The sequence below is a fragment of the Streptomyces doebereineriae genome, from assembly GCF_031845645.1.
GTDB classification, from domain to species: domain Bacteria; phylum Actinomycetota; class Actinomycetes; order Streptomycetales; family Streptomycetaceae; genus Streptomyces; species Streptomyces canus.
Map to the genome: position 1 here is coordinate 41,883 of NZ_JAVREZ010000026.1, position 24,236 is coordinate 66,118.

The following is a 24,236-nucleotide window of genomic DNA, read 5'->3' on the forward strand; positions in this document are numbered from 1 at the left end:
GTGGCCAGCAGGTAGCGGGGCGACCTCTGCCGGCTGCGCGGCGTCCGGGGCCGGCACGGGGCTCAGTGTGGCGGCGAGGGCGTGTACGAGTACCGGATACAGCTCCGTAAGTGTCCCTCTCGGCAATGCCCTCCTGGCGCAGGTCGACACGACTCACGGCGATCACGACACCTCGTGCGGAGCCCTGGTCGACCTCTACCTGCCATGCGAGCACGATGACCAGCTCGGTCCCGGTTGGTCCGCCGCGGTATGCGCCTGGCCACTCCGGGCACGGAACTGTCGGAGAAGTAGCTTGCACCAGCGTGGCCGCGGCCAGGCCGACGGCAGCGGATCAGCACTGAGCTGTCCTCGCAGCCGTGGAACGACGACCGACGCGGCTGGATGACACCGCGAGGCATGTGGAGTGCGCAGGGAACCCGTGGCGCCGGAGACGGCCCTGCCGTCTAGGACAATTCGCGCTTGAGGATCTTCCCGGTGGCGGTCATGGGCAGCGCGTCGACGAACTCGACGATGCGCGGGTATTTGTAGCCCGCGAATTGCTCCTTTCCCCAGGCTGTCAGCTCCGCCTCAGTCGTACTGTCGCCGGCCTTCTTGACGACGACGGCCTTGATCTCTTCTCCGTGACTTGGGTGCGGAACTCCGATTACAGCGGCCAGGGAGACCGCGGGGTGCTCCATGAGCACCTCCTCGAGCTCGCGCGGGTAGACGTTGAACCCGCCGCGAATGATCATGTCCTTGGACCGGTCGACGACAAAGTAGAAGCCGTCCGCGTCCTTGCGAGCCAGATCTCCGGTGCGGAACCATCCTTGGTTGATGGCCTCCGACGTCGCCTCGGGGCGCTGGTGATAGCCCTTCATGATGTTGTAACCCTTGATCGCGATCTCCCCGACCGCGCCGGGATCGTCCTCCACCTCCGACCAGTCATCGTTGATGAGCTTCATCCGGACCCCGGGGATGGGCCGGCCGATCGATCCGACACAGGGCTCCTCGCCGTACGTGGCGAAGGACGCGATGGCCACCGTCTCCGAGAGCCCATAGCCCTCGAGGATCGTCACACCGAAACGTTTCTTGAACTCTTGGTGGATCTTCGCGGGAAGCGCGGAACCACCGGACACGGCGATGCGCAGGTTGGCGGCCAGCCGGGCGACGTCGACGCTGTCGTCGAGTGCCTCCAGCAGGCCCCAGTACATGGTCGGTACGCCGCCGAAGAACGTCACGCCATGGTCGAGCATGAGCTCCAGCGCCTCTCGGGCGGAGAACCTCGCTTGCAGGACGAGTGTGCCGCCGAACCCGATGGCACCGTTCTGGATGACCATCTGGCCGAAGGCATGGAAGAGCGGAAGGACACACAGGTAGACATCGGGTGTCGCGGGGTCCGACTCGAAGAGCTGGACACCGGCTCGGGCGATGTCGTACACGTTCCGGTGTCTGAGTTCTGCGCCCTTGGGCTGCCCGGTGGTCCCGGACGTATAGAGGATGACCGCAGTGTCGTCGTCGGCACGCTCGAGCCTTTCGAACGCCCTTGGCTGCCCGGCGACAGCGGGAGCATAGAGCTGGTCCGGGGCGACGCCGTCCACAGTTGCGCCGCTCCCGATGAGGAAGAAGTGCGCGGCCCGATCGGCGGCCTGAAAGGCCGACCATGCCTCGCGCCCGATCGGGAGCTCTGGACTGCCTTCGACGGCGAAGTACGCCGTCGCGTCGGAGTCGTTGAGGTGGTAGGCGATCTCGCGCGCCTTGAGGAGCACGTTCAACGGCACGACTACCGCGCCGGCCTTGAGGATCCCGAAGTAGATCGTCGTGAACTGCGGGATGTTCGTGCAGGACAGGGCGACCTTCTCGCCGGGGCGAACGCCGCGCTCGATCAGCAGGTTCGCCACCCGGTTCGACGCCGCGTCGAGTTCCGCGTAGGAGATCCGATCGCCACCGAAGACGATCGCCGTGCGCGCCGGGTATTCCGACGCGGTGCGGGTCAGTAGGCCGGACACGTTCCGGGTCGAACTCGTCATCAAAGGCTCCTGGTCTGTGCGTAGTCGGGGCACCCTGCTGTTCCAGCCATCAGGTGGTCAGGAAGTCCTCGCCCTCACGCGCGTCGAGGCGTCCGAGGATGCTCTGGATGGTGCGATCACGGGCCAGGCCGGAGTCCATCCCGGGTGCGATGATGCCGCGGACCTTCGAGACCACGGTCCATCTGCGCGGACGGAAGACCTGCACATCGCGGCGACGCAGGCCCTCGACGACGGCTTTCGCCGCTTCTTCGGGGCTGATGCGCTTGCGTAGGAACCTCGGTTGGGTGTCGAGCAGCGCCTGGGCCACTGGATCCTCGTCGAGGCCCTGCCGGGTCATGTCTGTGTTGATCACCGCGAAGTACGCGGTCGTGACGCTGACGCCATGAGCGGCGAGTTCGACCCGCAGTCCACGGCCAAGCTGCTCGACCGCTGCTTTGCTCATCGCGTACGGGATGGCGCCGGCCCCGTTGACGAAGGCGAAGACCGACGAGATCAGTACGAGCCGACCACGGTTCTCGATGAGGCCCGGAAGGGCAGCACGGACCGTGTTGAGCGCACCCCCGACGTTCACGTCGAAGAGTCGATCGACCAGCGGAGTCGACGACGCCCGCAGGGTCACGCCCCGCCCGAGCACACCTGCGTTCGCGATCACGATGTCCAGGCGGCCGGCCTCCCTGACGACGGTCTCCGCCGCTCGGGTCATGTCGCCGAGGTCGGTCACATCGCCGGTCAGGTAGGTGACCCGTTCGTCGATCGCCTCGCCCGCAGCCGGGCGGTGCAGATCGATCACGAAGACCCGAGCACCGGCGGCGGTCAGGGACCGTGCGGTCGCCGCGCCCAGGCCCCGGCCGCCGCCGGTGACGAGGGCGACTTTTCCGGCGATCGACCTGTCGGACCTAGTCATTGAGGAACTCGAGAACCTCGGGGACGAAGTCCCGGTGGTGCTGGAAGACGCCGCCGTGCCCGGAGTTCGGGTAGATCTTCAGGCGGGCGTTCGGGATCCGGCGGGCCATGTCGGCCGAGTTGCTGCTCGCGACCATGAGGTCGTGATCACCGTTGGCGACGAAGACCGGCTGGGTGATCACCGAGAGGTCGTCGGGTGCGTGCAGTCCGGCCGCGCGGATGGCCTTCAGCTGCGCGCGTCGAGCCTGCAGAGAGATCTTTTCGTCGAGATTCTGGGTGCGTTCCTTGAGTCGGGCGAGGTAGTCCTTCGCGGCCCGCTTGCCCTCGGCGTCGCGCGGGAAGAACAGGAATGTCCGGGCGTCTTGCAGGGTGAGCGCGGACTTGACGTACGCCCCGGCCGCGACCTTGTTGATCTCCTTGATGCCGCCGCCTCCGCGCGGACCGGTCCCGGCCAGGATGATCCGGCGCACGAGCTCGGGTGCCTGCAGGGCCACCATCTGTGCGACTCCGCCGCCGAGCGAGAACCCGAGGAGGTCGACCTTCTCGAGCCCCATCGCACGGATGAAGGCGACGGCGTCGCGGCCCATGTCCGCGACGTCGGGCGGCACGGATCCTCCGGACGCGCCGACTCCGCGGTTGTCGAACGCGATCACCCGGCGGTGGGCGGCGATGCCATCGATGATCCTCGGGTCCCAGTCGTCAAGGACAGCCATCAGGTGGTGCAGGAACACCACCGGTACACCGCCGGTCGGACCGAGCTCGCGGTAGGCGAACGGCACCCCGCCGACGTCGATCGTGCGGGTGGGTACGTCGATCCACTTCATGCTCTCTGTCGCTTTCATCTGACCTCACTGGGTACGGCGCGAGGACCGCGGCTCCGGGTAGTTATATTACGGTCATTTAACTTACGTCTGTAATGTATATAGGCCGAATGGAGGGGTGGCAAGGGCTCTCACGAGGTGATGAAGCGCACCTGAACGCCGGCGTCCCTCATGGTCAGGGCCGCAAGAACCGACACTCCATGCCCTCGTCGTGGGAGTCCTTGCCACCGGCGACTTGTTGGCGGGTCGCCTGATAGTCGCGCGGCTCCGACCGGGGCCTCAGACCGAACACCGCGTGGCGCGGCGCGCCCCGGGACGGCGGGCGGGCGTCCGTGGCGAGCCCCCGGTCGGGACAGTGCCGAGGAACTCGCGCACCAGGTCGGCGAACGCGTCGGGCGTCTCGATCCGGGGCATGTGACCCACGTTCGCGAACAGATGGCTGGACGCACCGAGCAGGGAGCGTCGGGCCTCGTCGAGGTGGTGGTGCGGCAGGACGCGGTTGGTCTGCATGCCGCCCCGGTCGATCATCGACAGCGGTCCCCTCGTCGCACCGCTCTTGAGGCAGCTGCGGTCGACGTCCTCGGGCGGGCCCATGCCGTCGGTCACCAGGGTCTGCGCGGCGTTGACCAGGGCGATGAACCAGGCGTTGACGATGTACCCGTTCACCTCCTTGCGCACGGGGATCGGGCTGTTCGTCGCGATCACGGCGCTCGGCTTCAGCAGCGACGACATGTCCGTGGAGACGGCCGTCTTGATGTCGGGCACCTAGGGGGCGGACTCGATGACCAGGCCGGCGTCGGCAGTTGCGAGGTCGGTCTGAATAGACCGCGGCGTACGTCTTGTGGTCCTCGCGGCGGGCACCGAGCGCGTCGGCGCTGATGTCATACACGGTGACGGCCTTGCCCTCGTAGGCGCTGTGGAAGGAGATCTGGCCGCCAACGACCCCAGAACCAAGCAGAACGACCTTGTTCAATGCGGACACGGGGCTGCTCTCTCTTCAATGGCTGTTCGCGGCCCCGGCATGTCCTTGCCGCGACGCTGCGGGGTACGGTGCGCCTTCTGGCTGGGAACGGCTGCGACGCGCACCGCAATCTAGGATGTGTTTCCTCCGGGTCGCTCGTCCGGACGTGCCAAACATCTTCGAAGGCTTTGTGAAGTGGTCACAACAGGTGGTGTGTGTCATGAGCGAGCTGGAACCGCAGTGGGCACCGATGCGCGACGCCGATGCGAAGCGGGTCTGGCACGAGGTGCTGCGGCCTGTCGCCCTTCAGCTGCGTGAGTCGTCGGCATTCCTGTCCGAGGAGATCGTCCGCAAGGTCCGGGCCGAGGGGGCCGGCCTGTTCACTGAGGTGCCGGACACGCAGGAGGCGATGTCGAGCTCGGAGGAGATTCTTCGTCTCCTGGCCCAGATCATCCTGACCGGTGCCGACCCTTCGCGGATCGAGCTCCCCCCGGCCTTCGCCGCGATGATCCGGGGTGCGGTGTGGCGGCACGTCCCGCTGTCCTTCCACACACAGAACTACCGTCGCGCGCACCAGGACGTGTGGCAGTGGATGTTCAACAGGGTCGTGGCGACCGCGCCCTCCTCGGCGGATCTGGTCCTTGCCGTCGACCTGCTCACGATTCTCCTGATGAACTTCGTCGACCGGTCCCTCATGATCGCCGACCAGGTCCACGAGGCCGAGCGGAACACCTGGTTGCAGGGTGCCGCGGCCTCGCGGGCGGCGACCATCGACGATGTCCTCGCCGGTCGTGAGCGTGACGTCGGCGCCGCCTCGGCGCGGGCACGATACGACCTCGGGCGTCATCACCTCGGCATGATCGCGTGGCTCGACCGTCCGTCGGACCGCCATGACACGCTGTCGTATCTGAGCGAGGTCGTGGCCGGTGTCGGCCGCTCGGTCGGCGTCGAGTCCAGTGTCACCCATCCGCTGGGATCATCGGCCGTTGCCGGCTGGGCGAGTGGTCGTCGCCCCCTCGACGCGGACACAGTCGCCCGCCAGGTCCTCGACTCCTCAGCAGCGGGTCTGCCCGACGGGGTCTGTCTCTCGCTGGGTGAACCGGGTCAGAGTCTGGACGGGTTCCGACGCTCCCATCTTGAGGCGGGACATGCCCGGCGCGTCGCATCTCTCCTGTCGAGCGAGGCGACCGCGGTCACGACCTATCGGGACGTGGCGGTCCTGGCACTGTGCACGGCCGACCCCGAGCACGCCGCCCGTTTCACAGCGCGGACGCTCGGCCGGCTGGCCGAGCCGGACGATCACGCGGCCCGTCTCGCGGAGACATTGTCGGTGTACCTCAGTGCCAGGCGGAACCGCGCCGGAGCTGCCAAACGGTTGTCGGTCCATCCCAACACCGTCAGCTATCGGGTCCGTCAGGCCGAGGAGCTGCTCGGACGCGACATCGACGAGAACAGCCTCGAGCTGCGGATCGCGCTGTCACTGCTGCCGGCCGTCGGCGGGATCGACCCGACGCGCGGCCTCGACCGCTGAGTGGCAGGCCCGCCTGGACCGTGGCCGCGGGTCGCCAGTGACCTGCCACCGGGCCCCGCTGGTGGCATGCTCCGGATCGGTCAGACCGAGACGATGGCCTGTGCCAGTAGGTCGATGACGCTGCCAGTGCTGAGGATCGCGTGCGTGTACATCGGTCCGTTGGGGCCTGCTGCCTCCATGCCGACCTCGGAGAAGGTTGCCGTCGCGTCATCGACGAGGGTCACGTGGAAGCAGAACTCCATCCGCGTGCGCTCCGTGGGGAGTTGGCGATGCATCCAACGACGATGATCGGCCCGTGGGAGCGGCGCATGGTGAAGTCGATGACCGGGTGACCGGCCGGCGCGACCAGACAGCGCGCGCCTTCGAAGCGAACGTCGTCCGATGGCTGAGTCGGTCACCTCCAGCAGCGGCTCACCCGCGAGCACGATCCGCCCCCTCCGGCCCTGTTGGTCGCGGACGAATCGGCTGAAGGCGGCTGGGCCGGTCATCCCCTCCCGTAGGCAGGACATCGCTGTCGACGTCGTACAGATCCGTCACGGACGGAAGCGCGCGGACCACCGGGGTTCCACCAGACCCCATTCGGCTTCCCAATGCGCGTACCTTCTCCGGTCCAGGAGCAGGCGCATGCCCGCCCCGACCGCGTAGGATCCGGCGGCCACGCCGAACGCCGCCATACTGCCCACCAGCCAGCCACTGGTCGTCGCGTTGAGCGTGGTCGTCGGCGGATCGGTGACTTTTCCGTCGCGGGTCACCCACACACGTACGGTGGAGCCCTTGGGAGTTCCCGGCTTCACCAGGGCCGCTCCCGTCCGCACGACACCGTTGAGGTCGGTCCAGCGAACCGGCGCCGGTCGCTTCACCCAGTCGCCACCCTTGGCGGTCGACGTCAGCCGGGCTGTGACCTGGTGCCGTTCCGCCGCCTGGGTCCGCACAGTGCGCATCGACGCTTCGTACGCCGTCAGTCCCGCGCTGACGGCTGCTGCCGGCAGCCCGAGGACGAGAACGAGCATCAGAACACGGCGCAACCAGCACTCGAATGTGTCGGACGCACGCCTCAGGGAGTTCCTGCCTTTGGCCGCGTGATCGCCACGCCTCGGCGGCGGACCGGGTGTGTACGGCGAACCTTGTGTGCTCATGACCCGCCTTCCAACAATTCGCCGGCCGCCCCGCACCACCTGCTCCCACCGTCGAACGGCAGTGGGATCGGGACACAGGGCCGACGGCCCCTGCCGGACCGGCTTTCGGTCCCCGTCCACCGGTGGCCGAAACGGTCCAGCCCCGCAGGCCGCGGTCCCGTCGGCCATATCTGGGGAGCGACCCCGACGGGCACGGCGCGTGATGCAGTAGCGCGTGATTGGTCAGACCCAGCTGCGGCCCCAGCTGCCTCTGTCTCCTGCGTGCGCCGACGACCAGCAGGTCCGCCGACGCCGCGTCCAGCAATGCTCGGCGCGCCGGGCACGCGAAAACCTGGGGACTCGCCCGGGCGTCGCGATAGCGCCGGGTCATGCCGCGCAGGGCGTCGTCGAGCACCTGGGACGGCGGGCGCCGATGGGCCTCGAGGGCGTACCACGACGGAGCCGGCCGAGGGGTGAGAGCCCTGGACGACGGGTTCCGGGCCACGATGTTCCCCAACCGGCCGTTACCGTGCTCTGCGGCACCGCGCACCAGGACGACCGGGCAGTCCGTCCGGGCGGCCACGGCCAGGCTGACCGCGCCCGAGAGCATGTCGGCGAGCTCTCCGAGTCCTCTGGACCCGAGAGCCGGCGCGAAGGCGCTGGGTCCTTTGTCGACGAGGGCTGCGGCGGCGTCCTCGTGCAGCACCTCGCTCGACAGCTGCACCGTGGGATTTCTTGTCCTTGCGTGACTGTGCCGGGCCGCCTCGGCGGCGGCCCGGTCCACCGCCTTCAGGCTCGATTCGGATCCGTCGATGCCGACCACCAAGGGAATCGCCACCGCACCTGTCTCCTCTCGTGGCGGGTGCCACGTGCCTGTTCTCCCTCCCCTCTACGGCTCCACATGCGCCGGGGAGGATATTGGGGTACTCCTCGAAGGAGAGAAGCACCGCGCTCGGCATGTCGGCGACGTCCGCAGCATGCACGCCATCGGACTCGTTCACCATCACCCACCGTCGTATCCAGCTTCGTACGAGACGGAGGCCGCCGCCATGCAGCCAGTCATCACCGTGGGCCTCGACGGCTCACCCGAGAGCCTCGCGGCCGCCCGCTGGGCCGCCGACGAGGCCGACAAGCGCAATCTCACGCTGCGCCTGCTGCACGCGTGGCCACTGCTGGTGCCGGAACCGGCCCGCGTCCCTTCGGAAGTCGATCAGAACTACTGGGCGAAGCGGTTCGTCCACACCGCGCGCGCGGAACTGGAATCCAGCCACCCGGGTCTGACCATCATCGGGAGCCTGGTGGCCGACGACGCCCGGAAGGCTCTGCTCCAAGCGGCGTCGGAATCCGAGCTGATCGTGCTCGGCTCACGGGGGATGGACTCCGTCGGGAGCTACTTCCTGGGTGACGTCAGCATGCCGGTCGTTGCCCGGACGGGGCGGCCTGTGGTCCTGGTCCGTACCGGATACGGGACAGCGCAGCAGACGTCGGCGAACCGTGTGGTCGTGGCACTGAAACTCCACGGATCCACCGACGAACTGCTCGACTTCGCCTTCCACACCGCCGCGGTCAGGGAGGTTCCGCTCCTGGCTGTGCACGGCCGAAGCGTGCCGCTCCACGCGCGCGTGCCCTGGGGCGTTGATCACGCCGTCACCGAAGAGATGACACGGGACGCGCAGCAGGAGTTGAGCAAGGCTCTCCACCGCTGGCGCGAGAAGTACCCGCAGGTGGACGCGGACCTCGCCATCCGGCTCGAGACTCCCGCGAAGGCCGTCGTGCATGCTGCCGAAGGCGCCGCGCTGCTCATCGTCGGCCGGCGCGCACACCGGCACGACGCGGCACCCCACCTGGGCCACGTGACCCATGCGGCCATCCATCACGGGCGTACCCCCGTCGCCGTCGTCCCTCATGGCTGAGCTCGGCCACCGCGGGCCACCGCCCCCGCGCGCGGAGGTGTGCGAGACGCATACCGCGATCGTGTTCTTCGCCGGAGACCGCGCCGACAAGGTCAAGAAACCGGTGGACGTGGGATTCCTGGACTCCACCTCGCGCGCGGCGCGCCAGGACGCGTGCTGACGCGGAGTCGCTCTCAACCGCCGCTTCGCCCCCGATGTCCATCCGGGCCTGGGCGAATGCAGCAGCCTGGCCGCCGGAACAGCCGCCCCCCATGGTGATGCGACGCATGCCCGCGGACCGGCGTCTCTTCCGCCCGGTACGAGAGGGGCCTGGGCGACGTCCCGCGGAACGTCGCCCGGCACCCTCGCCGCATGCACGCGGACGCGCCCCGCGGCCCGGATGTGGACGAGCAGGGCACTCGAGACGCCCTGTCGTCGCGCTGGGAGGCCGGCTTCGCGCAGACCAACCGTGGGCCGAGGACGGGGCTCGGTGCCCGAGGGGATGACGGAGACGGTAGAGCTGGTGCGCCGCTGTGGCGTCGGCCTCCACGACACCGCGCGGCGAACGCGGCTCGGCCCGGACAAACCGTCCGGGCCGAGCGGTTCCGTTCGCGCGATCGGGCGTGCCCGCGTGTCAGGAGGAGATCAGCAGTTGCGGATGGACCAGACGGGATCCCAGTTGTAGGGCACCGGTTCGCCACCGGGCTGGAAGGACGTCAGCACGTTGCCACTCTGACCGTAGAAGTACGACGTCACATTGCCGGTCTGGTTGTTCACGTAGTCGCCCTCGCCGTTCCAGTCGGAGAGGTAGTAACGGTTGCAGCTGTAGAAGAAAAAGGTCTTCCAGTCGCTCGTCGTCGGATCCCAGACGTTGGTGCACAGAGTGCCCGCGTCACAGGCGTACGTGGACCCTGGGGGCCCGTGCTCGGTCCGGACTGCCGGAGACGTCGTCGGCGAAGCCGCGACCGCGGCCTTGGCCAATGCTGCCGGCCCTACTCCCTCGGGCGCCGGAGGAAGCGTGACGATCCGAGCGGCGGGCCCGTCGGCGGAGGGAACGGCGGCCAGCGCCGGCCCGCCGGTGGCGAACAGCGCCGCCAACAGACAGGACAGGGCACTGACGAAGATGAGGAGGGAGCGTTGAGAGCGCACGTTGGAATAACCCCCTGTAGAAGCCAAGCGGTAGATCGTGCTGGACGACCACCGCATCCACGATGTCGGACGGGGCTCGTGGGCGTGGCGGATCGATGTCCGAGTTCAGCGTTTCTCGTCGGAGGAGGGCTTCAACGTAGGACTCGGCCAGAGTGAAGTGCCAACGTTTCGATGACCGTCGAAGCGTCTTGCCTTCCGGCGGGGGAGTCCAGCGCGATGCCCCGGTCGACCGCAGACGGCGACTTTCACCGAGCACATCTTCCGCGCTCCGAACAGGTCGGGCAGCGTCCGATGGCTGCGTACGCGAGAACGGGCCCTGGTGGCGCGGTGAGGTGTGATGCAGAACACCGTGTGTGTGCGTAAACGTGTTCGGTACGTACTTCGGGTGGGTTACGCCTGGTCAGAGGGCTACGGAGGGTGACTAGCGGCGCTTGTTGAAGGTTGCACAGTGCCTGTGCGCGGGCACGCTGGGTGTCTTTTTCAAACGGGCGTGAGTGTTCCGCCGGGCAAATCACTTAGCTAGGTCCCAGGCCCAACGGCCTTTCGGCGCGTGCGAGTTGGCGCCGGGTCCCTATGACCTCGATGGAGAGGATCTTTGCTCATGTCCCCTGCCGACAGGAGCCGGTCGTGAAGTACGACGACGCCCCGGAGGGCGCCTCGCCGACGGAGCGCCACGCCGGGCTCTCGCAGTCCATGTTCGTCCCCCTGGACCTGGAAGTGGACTTCGAGGCCTTCTACCTCGGGCACCACGAGGTCTTCCACGCCTACGCGGAAGTCCACTTCGGTAACCGGGAGACCGCGGAAGAGGTCATCCACGAGGTCTTCCTGGAGATCCACGCCGGCTGGTCGCAGCTGCTGAGCGCGGGCAACCTCGAACAGGGCGCGTGGGCGATCGTGCGACGGATCGTCCACAACCGCCTCGATGCGGAGGGTCGCGGGCCGGCGTTCGTCATCAACGGCCCCATCGCCCAGGCCCTCGACACGGCGCTCGTCACGGCCCGCGACAAGCTCCAGAAGATGGAGTCGACCAGCGGCCTGTACGAGGCGATCGCCGAACTCCCGGACCGTCAGTTCGAGGTGATCGTGCTGCGCTACGTGCTCGGCTACCCGACGGCCAAGGTCGCCTGGTACATCGGCATCGACGACCGCACCGTCGGCCACCACCTGCGCCGCGCCAAGGAACGACTGCGCCTCAAGCTCGGCCTGCCCGAGACACCGAAGAAGTCCAAGCACAAGGGAGTGGGAGCGTGAGCACCACCATCAACGACCTCCTGGAAGGCGCCCGCCTCCCGGTCGCCCCGCGCAGCGGCGCCGACGTCGCCTCGGGGCTGCGCCGGCTGGCCGCCGACGCCTCCCGCCGCACCCCCACGACCGAGGTCACCCGCGCCGCCCAGGCCGGACAGCGCCTCGCGGTGGTGTGCCGGTGGGTCCTCAACGAACCCGACGCCGCCGCCCACGTCGCGAAGATCGCCGAAGGCCCCGACCGCGGCCCGCTGACCGAAGACGAACTCGACGTCGACGGCGCCCTCGTCTACGCCTGCCTGCTGTCCCTGACCGGGCACCCCGAGTCCGCCCAGTTCTGGTGGCAGCTCGCCGCCGGCGCCGGCAGCCGGGCCGCCGCGTACTGCCTGCACCTGCACCACCTGTGCCTGGGCGAATCCCGGCGGGCCCGGCACTGGTTCCACCAGCTCACCCACTCCATGGCCGACACCGCCCCGCCGGACGCCGCCTTCCTCGACGGCCTGGAGATCTTCGCCCGCTACGTGCGAGCCAACGGATCCGGCGCCCACGCGCCCACCGGCCGCCTGGAGAGCGAGGTCGACCGGCTCGCCGCCCGCACCCCGCACTCCTCCGTGATCGTGGCCCGGCCCGACCGCCAACTCGTGGCCCGCCTTCAGGAGTTCACCGAAGGCCGCTGACTGAAGGCCTCGTACGACAACGAGAAGGGGAGTCCTTGACCCGGCCACCGGTTCCGAGGCCACCGGCCGGACGGACTCCCCGTCAGGACGCCATACAGAAGGGACGTCTGCCATGAACCCTAGCCCCCACACGCCCCGCACGGGCCGGGAACGGCTGATCGCCGCCGGGAAGTGGATCGCGCGACGGCGCCGCACCGCTCTCGCGCATCTGCTGCGTGGCGCCTGTTACGGCGCCGGGACCGGAGCCGTCGGCCTGATCTTCGTGTGGATGGAACACCAACTCTGATCAATGGTGGTGAAGCAGCCTGAATCCGGCGGTCGTTCGCCACGCTCGCCCGCCGGCTCCTCGAGCGTGGCAGGACGCATCGCACCTTCGAGATGCAGATGGCAATCGGCCTTCGGCAGACGGTCCAGGCCTCGCATGGCGCCTCACTCTGTGGCCCCCTCGTGACGGCCGCTGGGAGATGTAACCATCACCGGGTGGCTGGGCGGGTCGCGCCGTACTCTCGCGTCCGTGCCCTTGTGCTTGCTGTGGCGGCGCGGCCGGTACATCATCCGCGATGCTTCTCCCTGCTTGTAGCACCACGGCGGCGATCGACCAGCGGCGCCGGTACCGTCCGCGCACCCGCACCACGGGCGTGTGGCCACGTCGACTCCAGGGAGGTCCGCGGCGGCGTCATCGAGAACCCCGCCTCATCTTTCCCTGTTCCACAGCTCGACCGCGTGCTCGTCACGCTCCAGTGCCCGCTGGGCCAGCCACTGCCAGGACCAGCCGCGCCGACGTATCAGCCGCCACACTCCGGCCGACGAGCAGTCGATCCGCAACTTAGGGCCCACTGCTGGTCTTCCCAGCCATGCTCGGCGGTCAGCCCGCCAGCCCTGCGCCTGCGGGAGACCACCGGCCTACCGCAGGAACCACCCACGCGTCGCCGCCCGACATCAATCCGAAGAGATCAGCAGTTAAGCGGCAGGTCCGTGACCTCACTGGGCGCGCTGTCCGACACGGAGGACGCTCAGGTAACGGCGTGATGCTCGGTCGCCCAGCCGCGTGCGGATGCGCTCGGCGACGGCGTCGAGCAGGGGCTCGCGAACATCGCGGTCAAGGGTCCGGTACAGCGACTGCGAGCGAAGGAGATCGGCAAAGCCGTCCCCGTCGAACCACTGAACGGTCGGATACCAGCGCACGATCGTTGGGCCGAACAATTCTCCGGGATCTTCGACCAACCCCCAGCCCTCATCGGTACCGCGCACGTCTTCTTCGAGTGGCGGATGACCCCAAGCAGGGTTCCCGGGGCAGAACCGCTCGTGGAGATCTGCGGTCTCGGCATACACCTCCGGCTCTCCCGGCCGACGGACGACGACGTGGCCGAGCAGCGCCATCCAGCCTCCGGGATGGAGCATGTCGTGCGCCCGCTGCCAGCCAATCGAGGGGTCGACCCAGTGCCACGACGACGCAGCCACGAGGACATCGAAGTGTCGACCGCGGTTGTCCCACTCCTCAAACGTCGATGTCTCGACTTCGACGTTGCGGAAGGAGGCGATCCGGTGGCGAGCGATTGCGGCCATGTCTGCGCCCGGCTCGAGGGCAGTCACTGAGCACCCCAGCGCTGCCAGCGAGCGCGTCGCCTGACCGGTACCGCAGCCCACCTCCAGCACCGACGACCGCTCGTCCATGCCGGTGACGGCGCCAAGGTCCGCGAACAACTCGTCGGGGTATCCCGGCCGGACCCGATCGTAGAGCTCCGGCACCTCGTTGAACACTCGGCCGAGGTCGTGTCGTTTGGGGCGCATCTCTGGATCACCGGTCACGAACGCACAACCTATGAGGTCCGTCCACGGAAACGCCATTGGTTTACCGGAGAGCCGGTCTCCGCTCTGGCGCCCGCGCCACCTCACCTCACGGCGTCACAGCGCGACGTCATGGCTTACGGGCGAGCCCGCCGTGTTCGGCGACGACTTCCGGGGCCGGGCCGGTGGGGTCGGGGCGCCAGTGGGGGACCGAGACGACACCGGGGTCCAGAAGCTCGAGGCCGTCGAAGAACGAGGTGATCTGGTCGACGGTGCGCAGGTTGTACGGCACGGCGCCGCTCTCGTTGTACGCGTCCTGGGCCTGCTCGAAGACCGGGTCGACGCCGCGCGAACCGTCGTTGATGGAGAGGTAGCTGCCTGACGGCAGCGCTCCCATCAGGCGGGTGACGATGGAGCGCGCCTGGTCGTAGTCGGCGACGTGGCCCAGGATGTTGCTGAGGATCAGGGCGGTGGGCCGGCTGAAGTCCAGCGTGTCGGTAGCGGCCGCGAGGATGCGGTCCGGGTCCAGCACGTTGGCGTCGACGTAGGCGGTCGCCCCCTCCGGCGTGGAGTAGAGCAGGGCTCGGGCGTGTGCCAGGACCATCGGGTCGTTGTCGACATAGACGATCCGGGTCTCGGGAGCGAGACGCTGGGCGACCTCATGGGTGTTCTCTGCGGTCGGCAGGCCCGTTCCGATGTCCAGGAACTGCCGTATGCCCGCCTCGGCGACCAAGTACGTGATGTTGCGACGCAGGAACGCACGGCTGCTGCGGGCAATGGTCACGATGCCGGGGAACACGGCGGTGTACGCGTCGCCGGCCTGCTCGTCGACGGGGTAGTTGTCCTTCCCGCCCAGCCAGTAGTTCCAGATACGGGCCGAGTGCGGCACCGAGGTGTCGATCTTCTGATGCTCCGCCGGTCCGGGCGTGGTCGCGTGGTCGGGCATGTCTACCGTCCGTCTTTGAGCTGAAGCGAGGAGTTCCGGTCACAACCTATGGCCCGACACCCGTGCTCCGTACGTCAGTTCACAAATCCGGTGCCTCTGTGCAGGCCGGCTGATCTGGCTTCCATCAACGACACGCGGACCAGGCCGCCGTAGTGCTCATCCATCGGCCGGCCGGTGCTCTACGGGTCATCGCCTACCCGCCCTTGAGGAGCTGGGCCGGCTGCTCGTCGAGGGTGAACTCGTCGTTGTCGAGGTCGGCCTCGAGCCGACCCGTCGCGGTCCCGCAGCTGGGGCACCAGCCGGTCCGGGAGAAGACCACCCGCCCCGGCACGGTCTCCGCTCTGACCAGGGTCCGGGCCTCGAAATCCGCGCCATGCTCGGATGGGCTGGAGCCATCGCCGAGGCCGCCGGACCGCCCGCGCGCCTGACACCCGGCCCGATACCCGCAGTTCTCCGCTTGATCCTTGACGTCTGGCTTGGCGCGGGCTCAGAGACGTCCGCCCACGCCAAGCCTGCGCCCTCTGCCACGACGTGGGCAAAACGTCATCGTCCTGGCGGAGGGCGTGTGTGCAGGAGTGGCCGTCATGTTGGAGAGAGGCAGCACGGTGACGAGGGCAAGACCAACGAGCACCGCTCCGTAGGTGCGGATGCTCAGCTCATCGCCGACGAGCAGATCCATGGCCGCTACGGCGCCCACCGCCAAGGCGTAGATGAGTAGGAACCGGCGAAGCACGTGTCTGAGACATCCTCGTACTCTGAATCGTGGCCGTGCGGAAGTGCCATCGCCACGCCTGGAGCCGTCGTCAGCCATCGCCCGCCCCCGTTGCGCGCTTTCTGGAACTGCCCATCTCCGCGGCGACGTGCGCAACGGGACGGCCAGAGCGGACCGGCCTTACGGTGGGACACGAAGGATCGGCTGACCCACGGCCTCGTCATGATCGACCCCGAGGCCCCCAGCGGCTTCAGTCGGATCTCGTACGGCCTTGTGGTGGACGGTCGCGCCCTGAGGTCCCCGGCGATGCGATGGTTGACCGCTTGCTGGTCTTCGCGCAGGGCTGTGGCGATGCCGATGAGTGGCGCCAGTCCGCTGGATGCGAGCTGGTCGAGCCAGTGGGGTCGTCTGCGAGGGCCTTGGTGAACGCGGTCTGCCCGGTCGCCTTGATGACCAGGGCCCAGCGGGTATTGACGGTGACTCTTTCGTGGCGCACGTGCAGCGGGCAGCCGGCCGCAGGTCGCTACCAGGTGGCCTGCCTCATGGTTCAAGGGATGCGTCGTCCCTCGTTCGATCACGGGCAGTGGTCTGGGACGACTCGTCGGGCAGCCGGTGGCTGAGCAGCGCGGCGAGAGCGGTGACGGCAGCGAGAGCAACTGCGGGATCAGGGACGCGGCGTGGGCCCAGTACTCGAAGAGGACCGGCGGATCGGCGTCGTCGATGAGCCGCCTGGCATCCGATGGCGCCACGCCCCGGGCGAGTTGCACGAGTTCGTGGGAGCGCCGTACCACGTTGATGGTGTCGAGCTGGATGCAGTCCAGGGCCCGCAAGCTGGCGTGTGCGCCCTGCGCGGGCGTGGACGGATGGAGGCCCTGGGCGCTGACGGCGACAGCCTGTGCCTCGCGCAGTGACAGCTCATGCACTGGCGTTCTCCGCCTCCGGTTCGGTTTCGTAAAGGCCTTTTGCCTGTAGGGAGTCAGCGTGCAGCAGGACGATCCGGGCAATGGGCCGGCCGCGTCGCACCGTGGTGGTCCGGGTCGGACGCACCGCGATACTGACGCGCTCTCAGCTCTGCTTCGCTCGGAGACCGGACTCCACGGGCCGAGTACGATCGGCGGGTCGGCGAGCGCCTTGTCCGCGGACCGTCAACGGCGGCGCGCGGTCAGCAACCAGACGAGATCGATCACCGCGATCGCCCCCCAGATCCAGCAGACGACGGCGCCTGCAGTCGGCGCCAGCGCCGTGGCGAGGGCGCCCAACCCGACGGTGCCCAGCACCACCCCGGCGTTGCGCCCCGATGCCAGTGACGCGCGCAGTGGACCCGGTTCAGCCAGCCGGTCGGCCAGGTAGGCATCGAAGGCTTCCGCGACCTGGTCGTCGATCTCGTCCCGCATCCGGGCATCCAGCGAGTCAGACATGGACGGCCACCCGTTGCGCCACGGCTGCCCGAACGGAAGCTCCTCCCGGAGGCCGCAGCGCGGCGACACCGCACAATATCGCCAGGGGCAGTTCCAGCGTGCAGGCCAGTGCCAACGAGAAGACCACATCGCACCCGGCCGTCATGACGTCGAACCATGCGTCGACCAGTAGCAACACGGCCGTCACGATCGACGCCAGCGGCGCCCTGCGGTCACTACGACGCACCAGGACCGCGGACGTCAGCAGACCGGCGATCTCCAAGGCATCGAAGCCGACCCAGGCGACCCGCCAGTGCTGCGCCGGATAGTGGTCCGGCAGCGTCGTCCACAACACCGCGAGCCACGGCACCAGCGCCACCCCTGCGGCTAGTAGCACGCTCCCGACCAGGTCTTTCCGCATCTCAACCCCCAGATTCCCGGCACCCGCCAGGTGCCTTCCCCAGTCAAGGTAGCGATTGCAGAGATATTCTGCAAACAATCTCTGTAATGATTGCAGAGAGTCTCTGCAGTACGCTGGTCGGCATGGTCGAGCGCCCTGAGAAGAGAGTGCTCACCGGCCCGGACCTGAAAGCCTTCTACAAGGCCCTGTCCAACCCGGTGCGCCGCGACATCCTGAGCTACCTCGGCGAGCACGGCGAAGCGAACTCCACCAGCGTCGCCAAAGCGCTCGGCGAAAGCACCGGCACCACCAGCTACCACCTGCGCAAACTCGCCGACCTCAAGCTGATCGCCGAGATCGAGGAACGGTCCACCGGCCGGGAACGCTGGTGGAAGTCACTCATGACGGACATCTTCACGCCGCCGGGCCTGGAGCTGACGGCCGACGAACGCGAGGCCGCGGTGAAGATCGGCGCGCTGAAGATGACCCATGACCTGAACCTGGTCGTGAGCGCATACGCCGGATACGACTCCTCCGCGGGCTGGAACCAGATCTACCGCTCCGGGCTGCGGATGACGAAGGAACAGGTCGCCACGTTCGTCGAGGAGTACCAGACGCTGCTGCGCAAGTACCTGACCGAGCCCGGCGACCACCCACCCGACTCGCGGCACATGGCCGTACGCCTGGTGGTTGTGCCCGACGAAGGCCCCCGGCCCACCCTGCCGGCCGAGCCGGACGGCGATGAGCGCCGCATCTGAGGGCTCGAAGACGATTGCCCTGCTGTTCTTGCCGGCGATGTGCCGCAGGCTCTCCTGTACTCCGGCGACTCAGCCGAGCCGCTGCGTCCGCTGAGCTTCCCCGAGACGCTGCCGGGTGTTCCAGTCGCCGGGGCTCCTGGGCCAGGCTGCCTCACCGTCCTCGTCTGTCTCAGACGGTCAGACCGGCGCTGGCCAGCCAGATGTGTTCGCAGGTCGCGGATGCCTCTCTCATCGACCGGGCCAACAGGCTGAGGCGCCGGCCGCCTGCCACCAGTCCGGGGCCGCGCCCGCAGCGCGGATCTGCAAGAAGTCGTCGAGCGGCAGGTTGGCGACCATGTGCGGTGGTGCGATCGCGACCGGATGGGACCGCCGAAACGGCCTTTGTCCTCTCCTTGGCCTCGTAGGCCCCCGCAGCGCTCTCGGAGGCCACCACACTTTGTCCTGTGGGTGGAAAAAGAAGGCCTGACTGCTGCACAAGTACTTCCCAGTCTGGAAAATCGTTGTTACGTTCCTCTCCGACAGCCTGACGACGCAGTCGGCGGATACAGGCGTCCGGGACCCAGTCGTGGGTGAGGGGAGGGATCGTGAGACGGATGACTGCTCGACCTGAGAACACCCATCAGGCGCGACTGCTTCGTCTGCTGCGTGACAACGGGTCCAACTCCCGTGCCCAGCTGGGCGATCTGGTGGACCTGTCCCGTTCGAAGCTGGCAGTCGAGGTCGACCGACTGCTGGAGACGGGGCTGGTCGTCGCGGACGGGCTGGCCCCGTCCCGGGGCGGCCGCCGGTCGCACAACATCCGGCTCGCGCCGACGCTGCGTTTCCTCGGCGTCGACATCGGTGCCACGTCGATTGATGTCGCCGTGACGAATGCGGAGTTGGAGGTCCTGGGGCAGCTGAATCATCCGATGGACGTCCGCGAGGGCCCGGTCGCGGTCTTCGAGCAAGTCCTGGCGATGGCGGCGAAGTTGCGGGCCTCGGGGCTCGCGGAGGGTTTCGACGGCGCCGGCATCGGCGTCCCGGGGCCGGTCCGCTTCCCCGAGGGTGTTCCGGTGGCTCCGCCGATCATGCCGGGCTGGGACGGCTTTCCCGTACGGGAGGCGCTCAGTCAGGAACTCGGCTGTCCGGTCATGGTCGACAACGACGTGAACCTGATGGCGATGGGGGAGATGCACGCGGGCGTCGCACGCTCAGTCGGTGACTACCTCTGCGTCAAGATCGGTACCGGCATCGGCTGCGGCATCGTCGTCGGTGGTGAGGTCTACCGGGGGACCACAGGCAGTGCCGGCGACATCGGTCATATCCAGGTGGAACCGGAAGGCCGCGCGTGCGTGTGCGGCAACCGGGGCTGCCTGGAAGCCCACTTCAGCGGTGCCGCGCTGGCCGGTGACGCGGAGCAGGCCGCCCGTGAGGGCCGCTCGGCACACCTCGCCGCCCGGTTGGAGTCAGCCGGACGTCTGACGGCCGAGGACGTGTCGGCTGCAGCGGCGGCCGGGGACCCGGTGGCTCTGGAGCTGATCCGCGAGGGCGGAAAACGCCTGGGGCAGGTCATCGCAGGGCTCGTCAGTTTCTTCAATCCGGGACTGGTGGTGATCGGTGGCGGCGTGACCGGGCTCGGGCACACGTTGCTGGCCAGCGTCCGGACCCAGGTGTACCGGCAGTCGTTGCCGCTGGCCACGGGCAACCTGCCGATCGTGCTGGGGGAGTTGGGGCCAACTGCCGGAGCCATCGGCGCGGCCCGGCTCATCAGCGACCACGTCTTCTCACCGGCCTGACCACTGCCCGACCCCGTCGGCAGCGGATCACCACGCGCCCCAGTGCAACCAGGTGGCGCCACCAACCAAGCGCCGCCGCCACCAAGCGTCAGCGCAACCTCCTTGGCGATCCCGCACACCCGGTGCGCTGCGGAAACCCCGTGACGTCCCGGCAACATCGGCGGAGGCGGCACCGGCGCACCCGTAGCGTCACCGCAACAGCCACAGCACCGCCGTATCCGCCCATGAAGCGTCGGCGGCCGTCACCCCCTGCTTGTTTGCCGGGCGATCGAATCTGCCCTGCCCTTCTCAGCCTCTGTGCCCGCCCGGCGCACACGACGCCAGGGCTCCCATGGCCGCCCACGTAACCGAGACATCCAGCCCAGCCCTGCCCACTCACGGCCCGTATCCGCCGAGGGGATTCCTCATGGCACCACAACCACCCCTGCTCACCATGTCCGGTATCACCAAGTCGTTCCCGGGGGTTCGCGCCCTGGACGGCGTGGATCTCGAGGTCCAGGCCGGCGAGGTCCACTGCCTGCTCGGCCAGAACGGGGCCGGCAAGTCCACTTTGATCAAAGTGCTCGCCGGGGCTCACCAGCCGGACAGTGGTGAGATCACCTGGCGGGGTGAGCCCGTGACGCTGGGGTCGCCGATCGCCGCCATGCGTCTGGGCATTGCCACCATCTACCAGGAACTCGATCTGATCGAGGGGCTGTCCGTCGCGGAGAACGTCTTTCTCGGACATGAGCCCACGTCGGCCGGGTTCGTGGTGCGTGGCTCCGCCGCCCGTACGGCGACCGCGGAGCTGCTGAAACGTCTGGGGCACTCGGAGATCGATCCGACGCGGCTCGTCGGTGACCTGTCCGCGGCGCAGCAGCAGATCGTCTCGATGGCCCGCGCGCTGTCCCACGAGGTTCGGTTGATCGTGATGGACGAGCCGTCGGCGGCGCTCGACCCCGAAGAGGTGGACAACCTGTTCAGGATCGTGGGTGATCTGACGGCCGACGGCGTTGCCGTCATCTACATCTCCCACCGTCTTGAGGAGATCCGGCGCATCGGTGACCGGGTCACGGTACTGAAGGAGGGCCGGTCGGTCGCGGGCGGCCTGCCTGCCAAGTCCACACCGACCCGTGAGGTCGTGGCCCTGATGACCGGGCGGAACGTGGAGTACGTCTTCCCCGAGCGGCCCAAGGCCGGGTTCGCCGCGGAGCGAGAGCCCGTGCTGAAGGTCGAAGGGCTGTCCAGGCAAGGGGAGTTCGCCCCTGTCGATCTGGAGCTGCGGCCCGGTGAGATCGTCGGTCTGGCCGGGCTCGTCGGTTCCGGGCGCAGCGAGATCCTGGAGACGATCTACGGTGCTCGCAAGCCCGACGAAGGCCGTGTCCTCGTCGACGGCACACCCCTGCGTCCCGGAAGTGTTCGCGCCGCCGTCAGCGCCGGCATCGGTCTCGCGCCCGAGGAACGCAAGGCGCAGGGCCTGCTGATGCTGGAGTCCGTCAGCAGCAACGTCTCGATCTCCACGCTGTCCCGGTTCGCCCGCGCGGGCTGGCTCGACCGGCGTACCGAGCGCGCCGCGACGCACCGGGCGGTGCGGGAACTGTCCCTGCGGCCGGACAATCCCGACGCCGCGATCAGGACCCTGTCCGGCGGCAACCAGCAGAAAGCCGTGCTCGCACGCTGGCTGTTGCGAGGCTGCAAGGTGCTGTTGCTGGACGAGCCGACCAGGGGTGTCGACATCGGCGCCCGGGCGGAGCTCTACGCAGTGATTCGCCGGCTGGCCGACGAGGGCCTGGCCGTACTTCTCGTGTCCAGTGAGGTGCCCGAGGTCCTGGGGCTCGCCGACCGGGTGCTGGTGCTCCGCGAAGGCAGCGTCGTGCACACGGCGGACGCCCGGGAGCTCGACGAGCACCGCGTACTTGATCTTGTGATGGAAGGGAGCCCGACGCCATGACGCAGCCGACCACTGCGGCGCACGAGGATGCGCCGACGTCCGCCGCCAAGTCCGAGGGGGAGCAGCAGAGTTCGCGTCGATCGGGTCCGCGGTGGGACGTGCGCACTCTGTCGTTGCTCGGAGTCCTCGCCGTCCTCGTGGCGGTCGGTGGGATCACCGCACCCGACGAGTTCCTCGCGACGAGCAATCTGCAGCTCGTCCTCACCCAGGCGTCCGTGATCGGCGTCGTCACCGTCGGTATGACGTTCGTCATCACCAGCGGCGGCATCGACCTGTCGGTCGGCGCGATCGTGGCGCTCGCCTCGGTGTGGGCGACGACCGTGGCCACACAGGAGTTCGGCTTCGCGGGCATCCTCTTCACCGCGGTGATCGTCGGTGTGGGCTGTGGTCTCGTGAACGGTCTGCTGATCGCCTACGGCAGGATGGTGCCGTTCATCGCGACGCTGGCCATGCTCGCCTCCGCCCGGGGCCTCGCGCTGCAGATCACGGACGGCAGCACGCAGATCGTGAGCGTCGAATCGGTGCTCGATCTCGGTGCCAGGGACTCCTACATCCTCGGCATCCCGCCCCTTGTCCTGATCTTCGCCGCGGTCACCGTCATCGGCTGGCTGGTGCTCAACCGCACCACCTTCGGCCGCCGCACCGTCGCGGTCGGCGGCAACGCGGAAGCAGCCCGCCTCGCCGGTATCGACGTGCGCCGCCAGCGTCTGTACCTGTACCTGCTGTCCGGGCTGTGCTGCGGGATCGCCGCGTTCATGCTGATCGTGCTCGCCGGCTCGGGTCAGAACACCAACGGCAACCTCTACGAGCTGGACGCCATCGCCGCGGCGATCATCGGCGGCACCCTGCTCAGCGGCGGCCGCGGCACCATCATCGGTTCCGTCCTCGGCGTTCTGGTCTTCACCACGATCACCAACATCTTCGCTCTGAACAACCTCGAGACCGCTGTCCAGCAGATCGCGAAGGGCGCCATCATCGTCGCCGCCGTCCTGGTCCAGCGCCGCTCGCTGCACGGCGACACCTGACACCGTGCAGCACGCCGGACGGCGGCCCCTGACACCGCCGTCCGGCACCCCACCTTCTCCATCCGACGCACACCCGCCCAGCCGAAGGGTCGATCCGCCATGGCAAGAACCGCCGCCACCAGCCGCAGAGCACTGCTGTTCGGCACCGCCGCCGTTTCCGCCGGCGCGCTGCTGACGGCCTGTACCAGCAACGAGCCCAAGGACCAGGAACAGGCCGCGGACAAGGCCGCCCCGGTCGCGGACGACAAGCCGGGCAAGGCCGTCACCATCGGCTTCGCCGGACCGCAGGCCGACCACGGCTGGCTCAACGCCATCAACTCCAACGCCAAGTCCCGTGCGAAGAAGTACGCGGACGTCACGCTGGAGATCACCGAGGGCTCCAACGACACCGCCCAGCAGATCGGTCAGGTCCAGACTCTGATCAACAAGAAGGTCGACGTACTGGTCATCCTGCCGGCCGACGGCAAGGCGCTCACCCAGGTCGGCCTGCAGGCCATGAGGGCGGGTATCCCCGTCGTCAACCTGGACCGCGTGTTCGCCTCCCCGCAGGCGTACCGCTGCTGGATCGGCGGCGACAACTACGGCATGGGCCTCAACGCCGGGCACTACATCGGCGAACAGCTCAAGGGCAAGAAGAACGCCAAGGTCGTCGAACTCGCCGGCCTCGACAACCTCGAACTGACCCAGCAGCGCACCAAGGGCTTCGACGACGCCCTGAAGAACTACCCCAACATCCGCAAGGTGGCCCGCCAGGCGGCCGACTTCACGGTCGAGTCCGGGCAGGCCAAGATGGCACAACTGCTGCAGGCCCAGTCGAGCTTCGACGCGCTGTGGAATCACGACGACGACCAGGGCGTGGGCGCGCTGCGCGCCATCGACCAGGCCGGCCGCGACGACTTCCTGATGGTCGGCGGCGCGGGCGCCAAGTCCGCGATGGACGCCATCAAGGCAGGCAACAGCGTGCTGAAGGCGACCGTCCTGTACCCGCCGACCATGGCCGCCTCCGCCATCGATCTCGCCCGGGCGCTCGGCCAGTCCAAGGGCATAGGCGGCCTCGCCGAGTTCGAGATCCCGTCCTCGCTGACCCTCTACTCGGCCGTGGTCACCAAGGACAACGTCGACCAGTACCTGCCGACCGGCTTCATCTGACCGGACCGGGCCGCGGGCCCCGCGCACACCACGACGATTCAGTGACACTCCGACGAGAA

Annotated in this window: 23 protein-coding genes and 2 pseudogenes; 11 read left to right on the top strand and 14 right to left on the bottom strand. The window is 68.3% G+C overall.

From position 1 onward, the window contains the following. Positions 1–443 precede the first annotated feature (443 nt). From RNB18_RS44735 to RNB18_RS44750, 4 genes are all read right to left on the bottom strand, one after another. Positions 444–2,006, bottom strand: coding sequence for a long-chain-fatty-acid--CoA ligase (locus RNB18_RS44735; RefSeq protein ID WP_311719886.1), 1,563 nt, complete (start codon positions 2,004–2,006; stop codon positions 444–446). Between the two features lie 49 nt (positions 2,007–2,055). Beyond that, positions 2,056–2,910: an SDR family NAD(P)-dependent oxidoreductase gene (locus RNB18_RS44740; protein WP_311719887.1), complete on the bottom strand. Its 855-nt coding sequence runs from the start codon at positions 2,908–2,910 to the stop codon at positions 2,056–2,058. Next, on the bottom strand, positions 2,903–3,751 hold the full coding sequence (locus tag RNB18_RS44745) for an alpha/beta fold hydrolase (RefSeq protein WP_311719888.1): 849 nt from the start codon (positions 3,749–3,751) through the stop codon (positions 2,903–2,905). The genes RNB18_RS44740 and RNB18_RS44745 overlap by 8 nt, the downstream gene beginning before the upstream one ends. A 258-nt stretch (positions 3,752–4,009) precedes the next feature. Continuing rightward, the gene (locus tag RNB18_RS44750; RefSeq protein WP_311719889.1) at positions 4,010–4,495 is read right to left on the bottom strand and encodes a 3-hydroxyacyl-CoA dehydrogenase family protein; all 486 of its coding nucleotides are present in this window, start codon (positions 4,493–4,495) and stop codon (positions 4,010–4,012) included. Positions 4,496–4,911: 416 nt separating this feature from the next. Here RNB18_RS44750 and RNB18_RS44755 point away from each other — a divergent pair, with 416 nt between their 5' ends. Next, positions 4,912–6,222, top strand: a complete 1,311-nt coding sequence (locus RNB18_RS44755; RefSeq protein WP_311719891.1) for a PucR family transcriptional regulator — start codon at positions 4,912–4,914, stop codon at positions 6,220–6,222. 80 nt (positions 6,223–6,302) lie between these two features. Here the strand turns inward: RNB18_RS44755 and RNB18_RS44760 are convergent, their stop codons facing one another. From RNB18_RS44760 to RNB18_RS44765, 3 genes and pseudogenes are all read right to left on the bottom strand, one after another. Then, the gene (locus RNB18_RS44760) at positions 6,303–6,497 is read right to left on the bottom strand and encodes a hypothetical protein (RefSeq protein ID WP_311719892.1); all 195 of its coding nucleotides are present in this window, start codon (positions 6,495–6,497) and stop codon (positions 6,303–6,305) included. A 14-nt stretch (positions 6,498–6,511) separates the two neighbouring features. Then, positions 6,512–6,801: pseudogene (locus tag RNB18_RS53935) on the bottom strand (hypothetical protein); the annotation flags it as partial. Then, positions 6,756–7,358, bottom strand: a complete 603-nt coding sequence (locus RNB18_RS44765) for an Rv1733c family protein (RefSeq protein WP_449657649.1) — start codon at positions 7,356–7,358, stop codon at positions 6,756–6,758. The gene RNB18_RS44765 and the pseudogene RNB18_RS53935, both read right to left, overlap by 46 nt. 1,028 nt (positions 7,359–8,386) lie before the next feature. Here RNB18_RS44765 and RNB18_RS44770 point away from each other — a divergent pair. Both RNB18_RS44770 and RNB18_RS53940 read left to right on the top strand, forming a co-directional pair. Then, complete coding sequence (locus RNB18_RS44770; protein WP_311719895.1) at positions 8,387–9,250, top strand: universal stress protein; 864 nt, start codon at positions 8,387–8,389, stop codon at positions 9,248–9,250. After that, complete coding sequence (locus RNB18_RS53940; protein WP_394817773.1) at positions 9,243–9,410, top strand: hypothetical protein; 168 nt, start codon at positions 9,243–9,245, stop codon at positions 9,408–9,410. Before RNB18_RS44770 ends, RNB18_RS53940 begins: the two co-directional genes overlap by 8 nt. A 464-nt stretch (positions 9,411–9,874) precedes the next feature. Here RNB18_RS53940 and RNB18_RS44780 read toward each other — a convergent pair whose 3' ends face one another. Then, on the bottom strand, positions 9,875–10,378 hold the full coding sequence (locus RNB18_RS44780) for a hypothetical protein (protein ID WP_311719896.1): 504 nt from the start codon (positions 10,376–10,378) through the stop codon (positions 9,875–9,877). A gap of 627 nt (positions 10,379–11,005) precedes the next feature. On the opposite strand from RNB18_RS44780, the gene RNB18_RS44785 reads away from it, so the two are divergent. From RNB18_RS44785 to RNB18_RS44795, 3 genes are all read left to right on the top strand, one after another. Continuing rightward, positions 11,006–11,629, top strand: a complete 624-nt coding sequence (locus RNB18_RS44785) for an RNA polymerase sigma factor (RefSeq protein ID WP_311719897.1) — start codon at positions 11,006–11,008, stop codon at positions 11,627–11,629. Beyond that, positions 11,626–12,297 (top strand): hypothetical protein, encoded by a 672-nt coding sequence (locus RNB18_RS44790; protein WP_311719898.1) that lies wholly within the window; start codon positions 11,626–11,628, stop codon positions 12,295–12,297. The genes RNB18_RS44785 and RNB18_RS44790 overlap by 4 nt, the downstream gene beginning before the upstream one ends. A gap of 112 nt (positions 12,298–12,409) precedes the next feature. Further along, positions 12,410–12,583, top strand: a complete 174-nt coding sequence (locus RNB18_RS44795; protein ID WP_311719899.1) for a hypothetical protein — start codon at positions 12,410–12,412, stop codon at positions 12,581–12,583. A gap of 227 nt (positions 12,584–12,810) precedes the next feature. On the opposite strand, the pseudogene RNB18_RS54215 reads toward RNB18_RS44795, so the two are convergent. From RNB18_RS54215 to RNB18_RS44830, 6 genes and pseudogenes are all read right to left on the bottom strand, one after another. After that, positions 12,811–13,160, bottom strand: a pseudogene (locus RNB18_RS54215) (helix-turn-helix domain-containing protein); the annotation flags it as partial. A 118-nt stretch (positions 13,161–13,278) separates the two neighbouring features. Further along, positions 13,279–14,145: a class I SAM-dependent methyltransferase gene (locus tag RNB18_RS44810; protein WP_311719901.1), complete on the bottom strand. Its 867-nt coding sequence runs from the start codon at positions 14,143–14,145 to the stop codon at positions 13,279–13,281. A 70-nt stretch (positions 14,146–14,215) separates the two neighbouring features. Continuing rightward, complete coding sequence (locus RNB18_RS44815) at positions 14,216–15,031, bottom strand: SAM-dependent methyltransferase (protein WP_311719903.1); 816 nt, start codon at positions 15,029–15,031, stop codon at positions 14,216–14,218. 193 nt (positions 15,032–15,224) lie between these two features. Beyond that, positions 15,225–15,362 carry a hypothetical protein gene (locus RNB18_RS44820; RefSeq protein WP_311719904.1) on the bottom strand — a complete coding sequence of 46 codons (138 nt, stop codon included), beginning with the start codon at positions 15,360–15,362 and terminating at the stop codon, positions 15,225–15,227. Positions 15,363–16,888: 1,526 nt separating this feature from the next. Next, positions 16,889–17,161: a hypothetical protein gene (locus RNB18_RS44825; protein WP_311719905.1), complete on the bottom strand. Its 273-nt coding sequence runs from the start codon at positions 17,159–17,161 to the stop codon at positions 16,889–16,891. Then, on the bottom strand, positions 17,154–17,561 hold the full coding sequence (locus RNB18_RS44830) for a hypothetical protein (protein ID WP_311719906.1): 408 nt from the start codon (positions 17,559–17,561) through the stop codon (positions 17,154–17,156). Before RNB18_RS44830 ends, RNB18_RS44825 begins: the two co-directional genes overlap by 8 nt. A 122-nt stretch (positions 17,562–17,683) precedes the next feature. Here RNB18_RS44830 and RNB18_RS44835 point away from each other — a divergent pair, with 122 nt between their 5' ends. The 5 genes from RNB18_RS44835 (at position 17,684) to RNB18_RS44855 (ending at position 24,177) form a co-directional block, all read left to right on the top strand. Then, entirely contained in the window at positions 17,684–18,298 is a 615-nt protein-coding gene (locus RNB18_RS44835; protein WP_311719907.1) for an ArsR/SmtB family transcription factor, read from the top strand. Between the two features lie 593 nt (positions 18,299–18,891). After that, positions 18,892–20,073 (top strand): ROK family transcriptional regulator, encoded by a 1,182-nt coding sequence (locus RNB18_RS44840; protein WP_311719908.1) that lies wholly within the window; start codon positions 18,892–18,894, stop codon positions 20,071–20,073. Positions 20,074–20,479: 406 nt separating this feature from the next. Further along, positions 20,480–22,003, top strand: coding sequence for a sugar ABC transporter ATP-binding protein (locus tag RNB18_RS44845; protein WP_311719909.1), 1,524 nt, complete (start codon positions 20,480–20,482; stop codon positions 22,001–22,003). Further along, positions 22,000–23,028 (top strand): ABC transporter permease, encoded by a 1,029-nt coding sequence (locus RNB18_RS44850; protein WP_311719910.1) that lies wholly within the window; start codon positions 22,000–22,002, stop codon positions 23,026–23,028. Before RNB18_RS44845 ends, RNB18_RS44850 begins: the two co-directional genes overlap by 4 nt. Positions 23,029–23,127: 99 nt before the next feature. After that, the gene (locus RNB18_RS44855; protein WP_311719911.1) at positions 23,128–24,177 is read left to right on the top strand and encodes a substrate-binding domain-containing protein; all 1,050 of its coding nucleotides are present in this window, start codon (positions 23,128–23,130) and stop codon (positions 24,175–24,177) included. Positions 24,178–24,236: the final 59 nt, after the last annotated feature.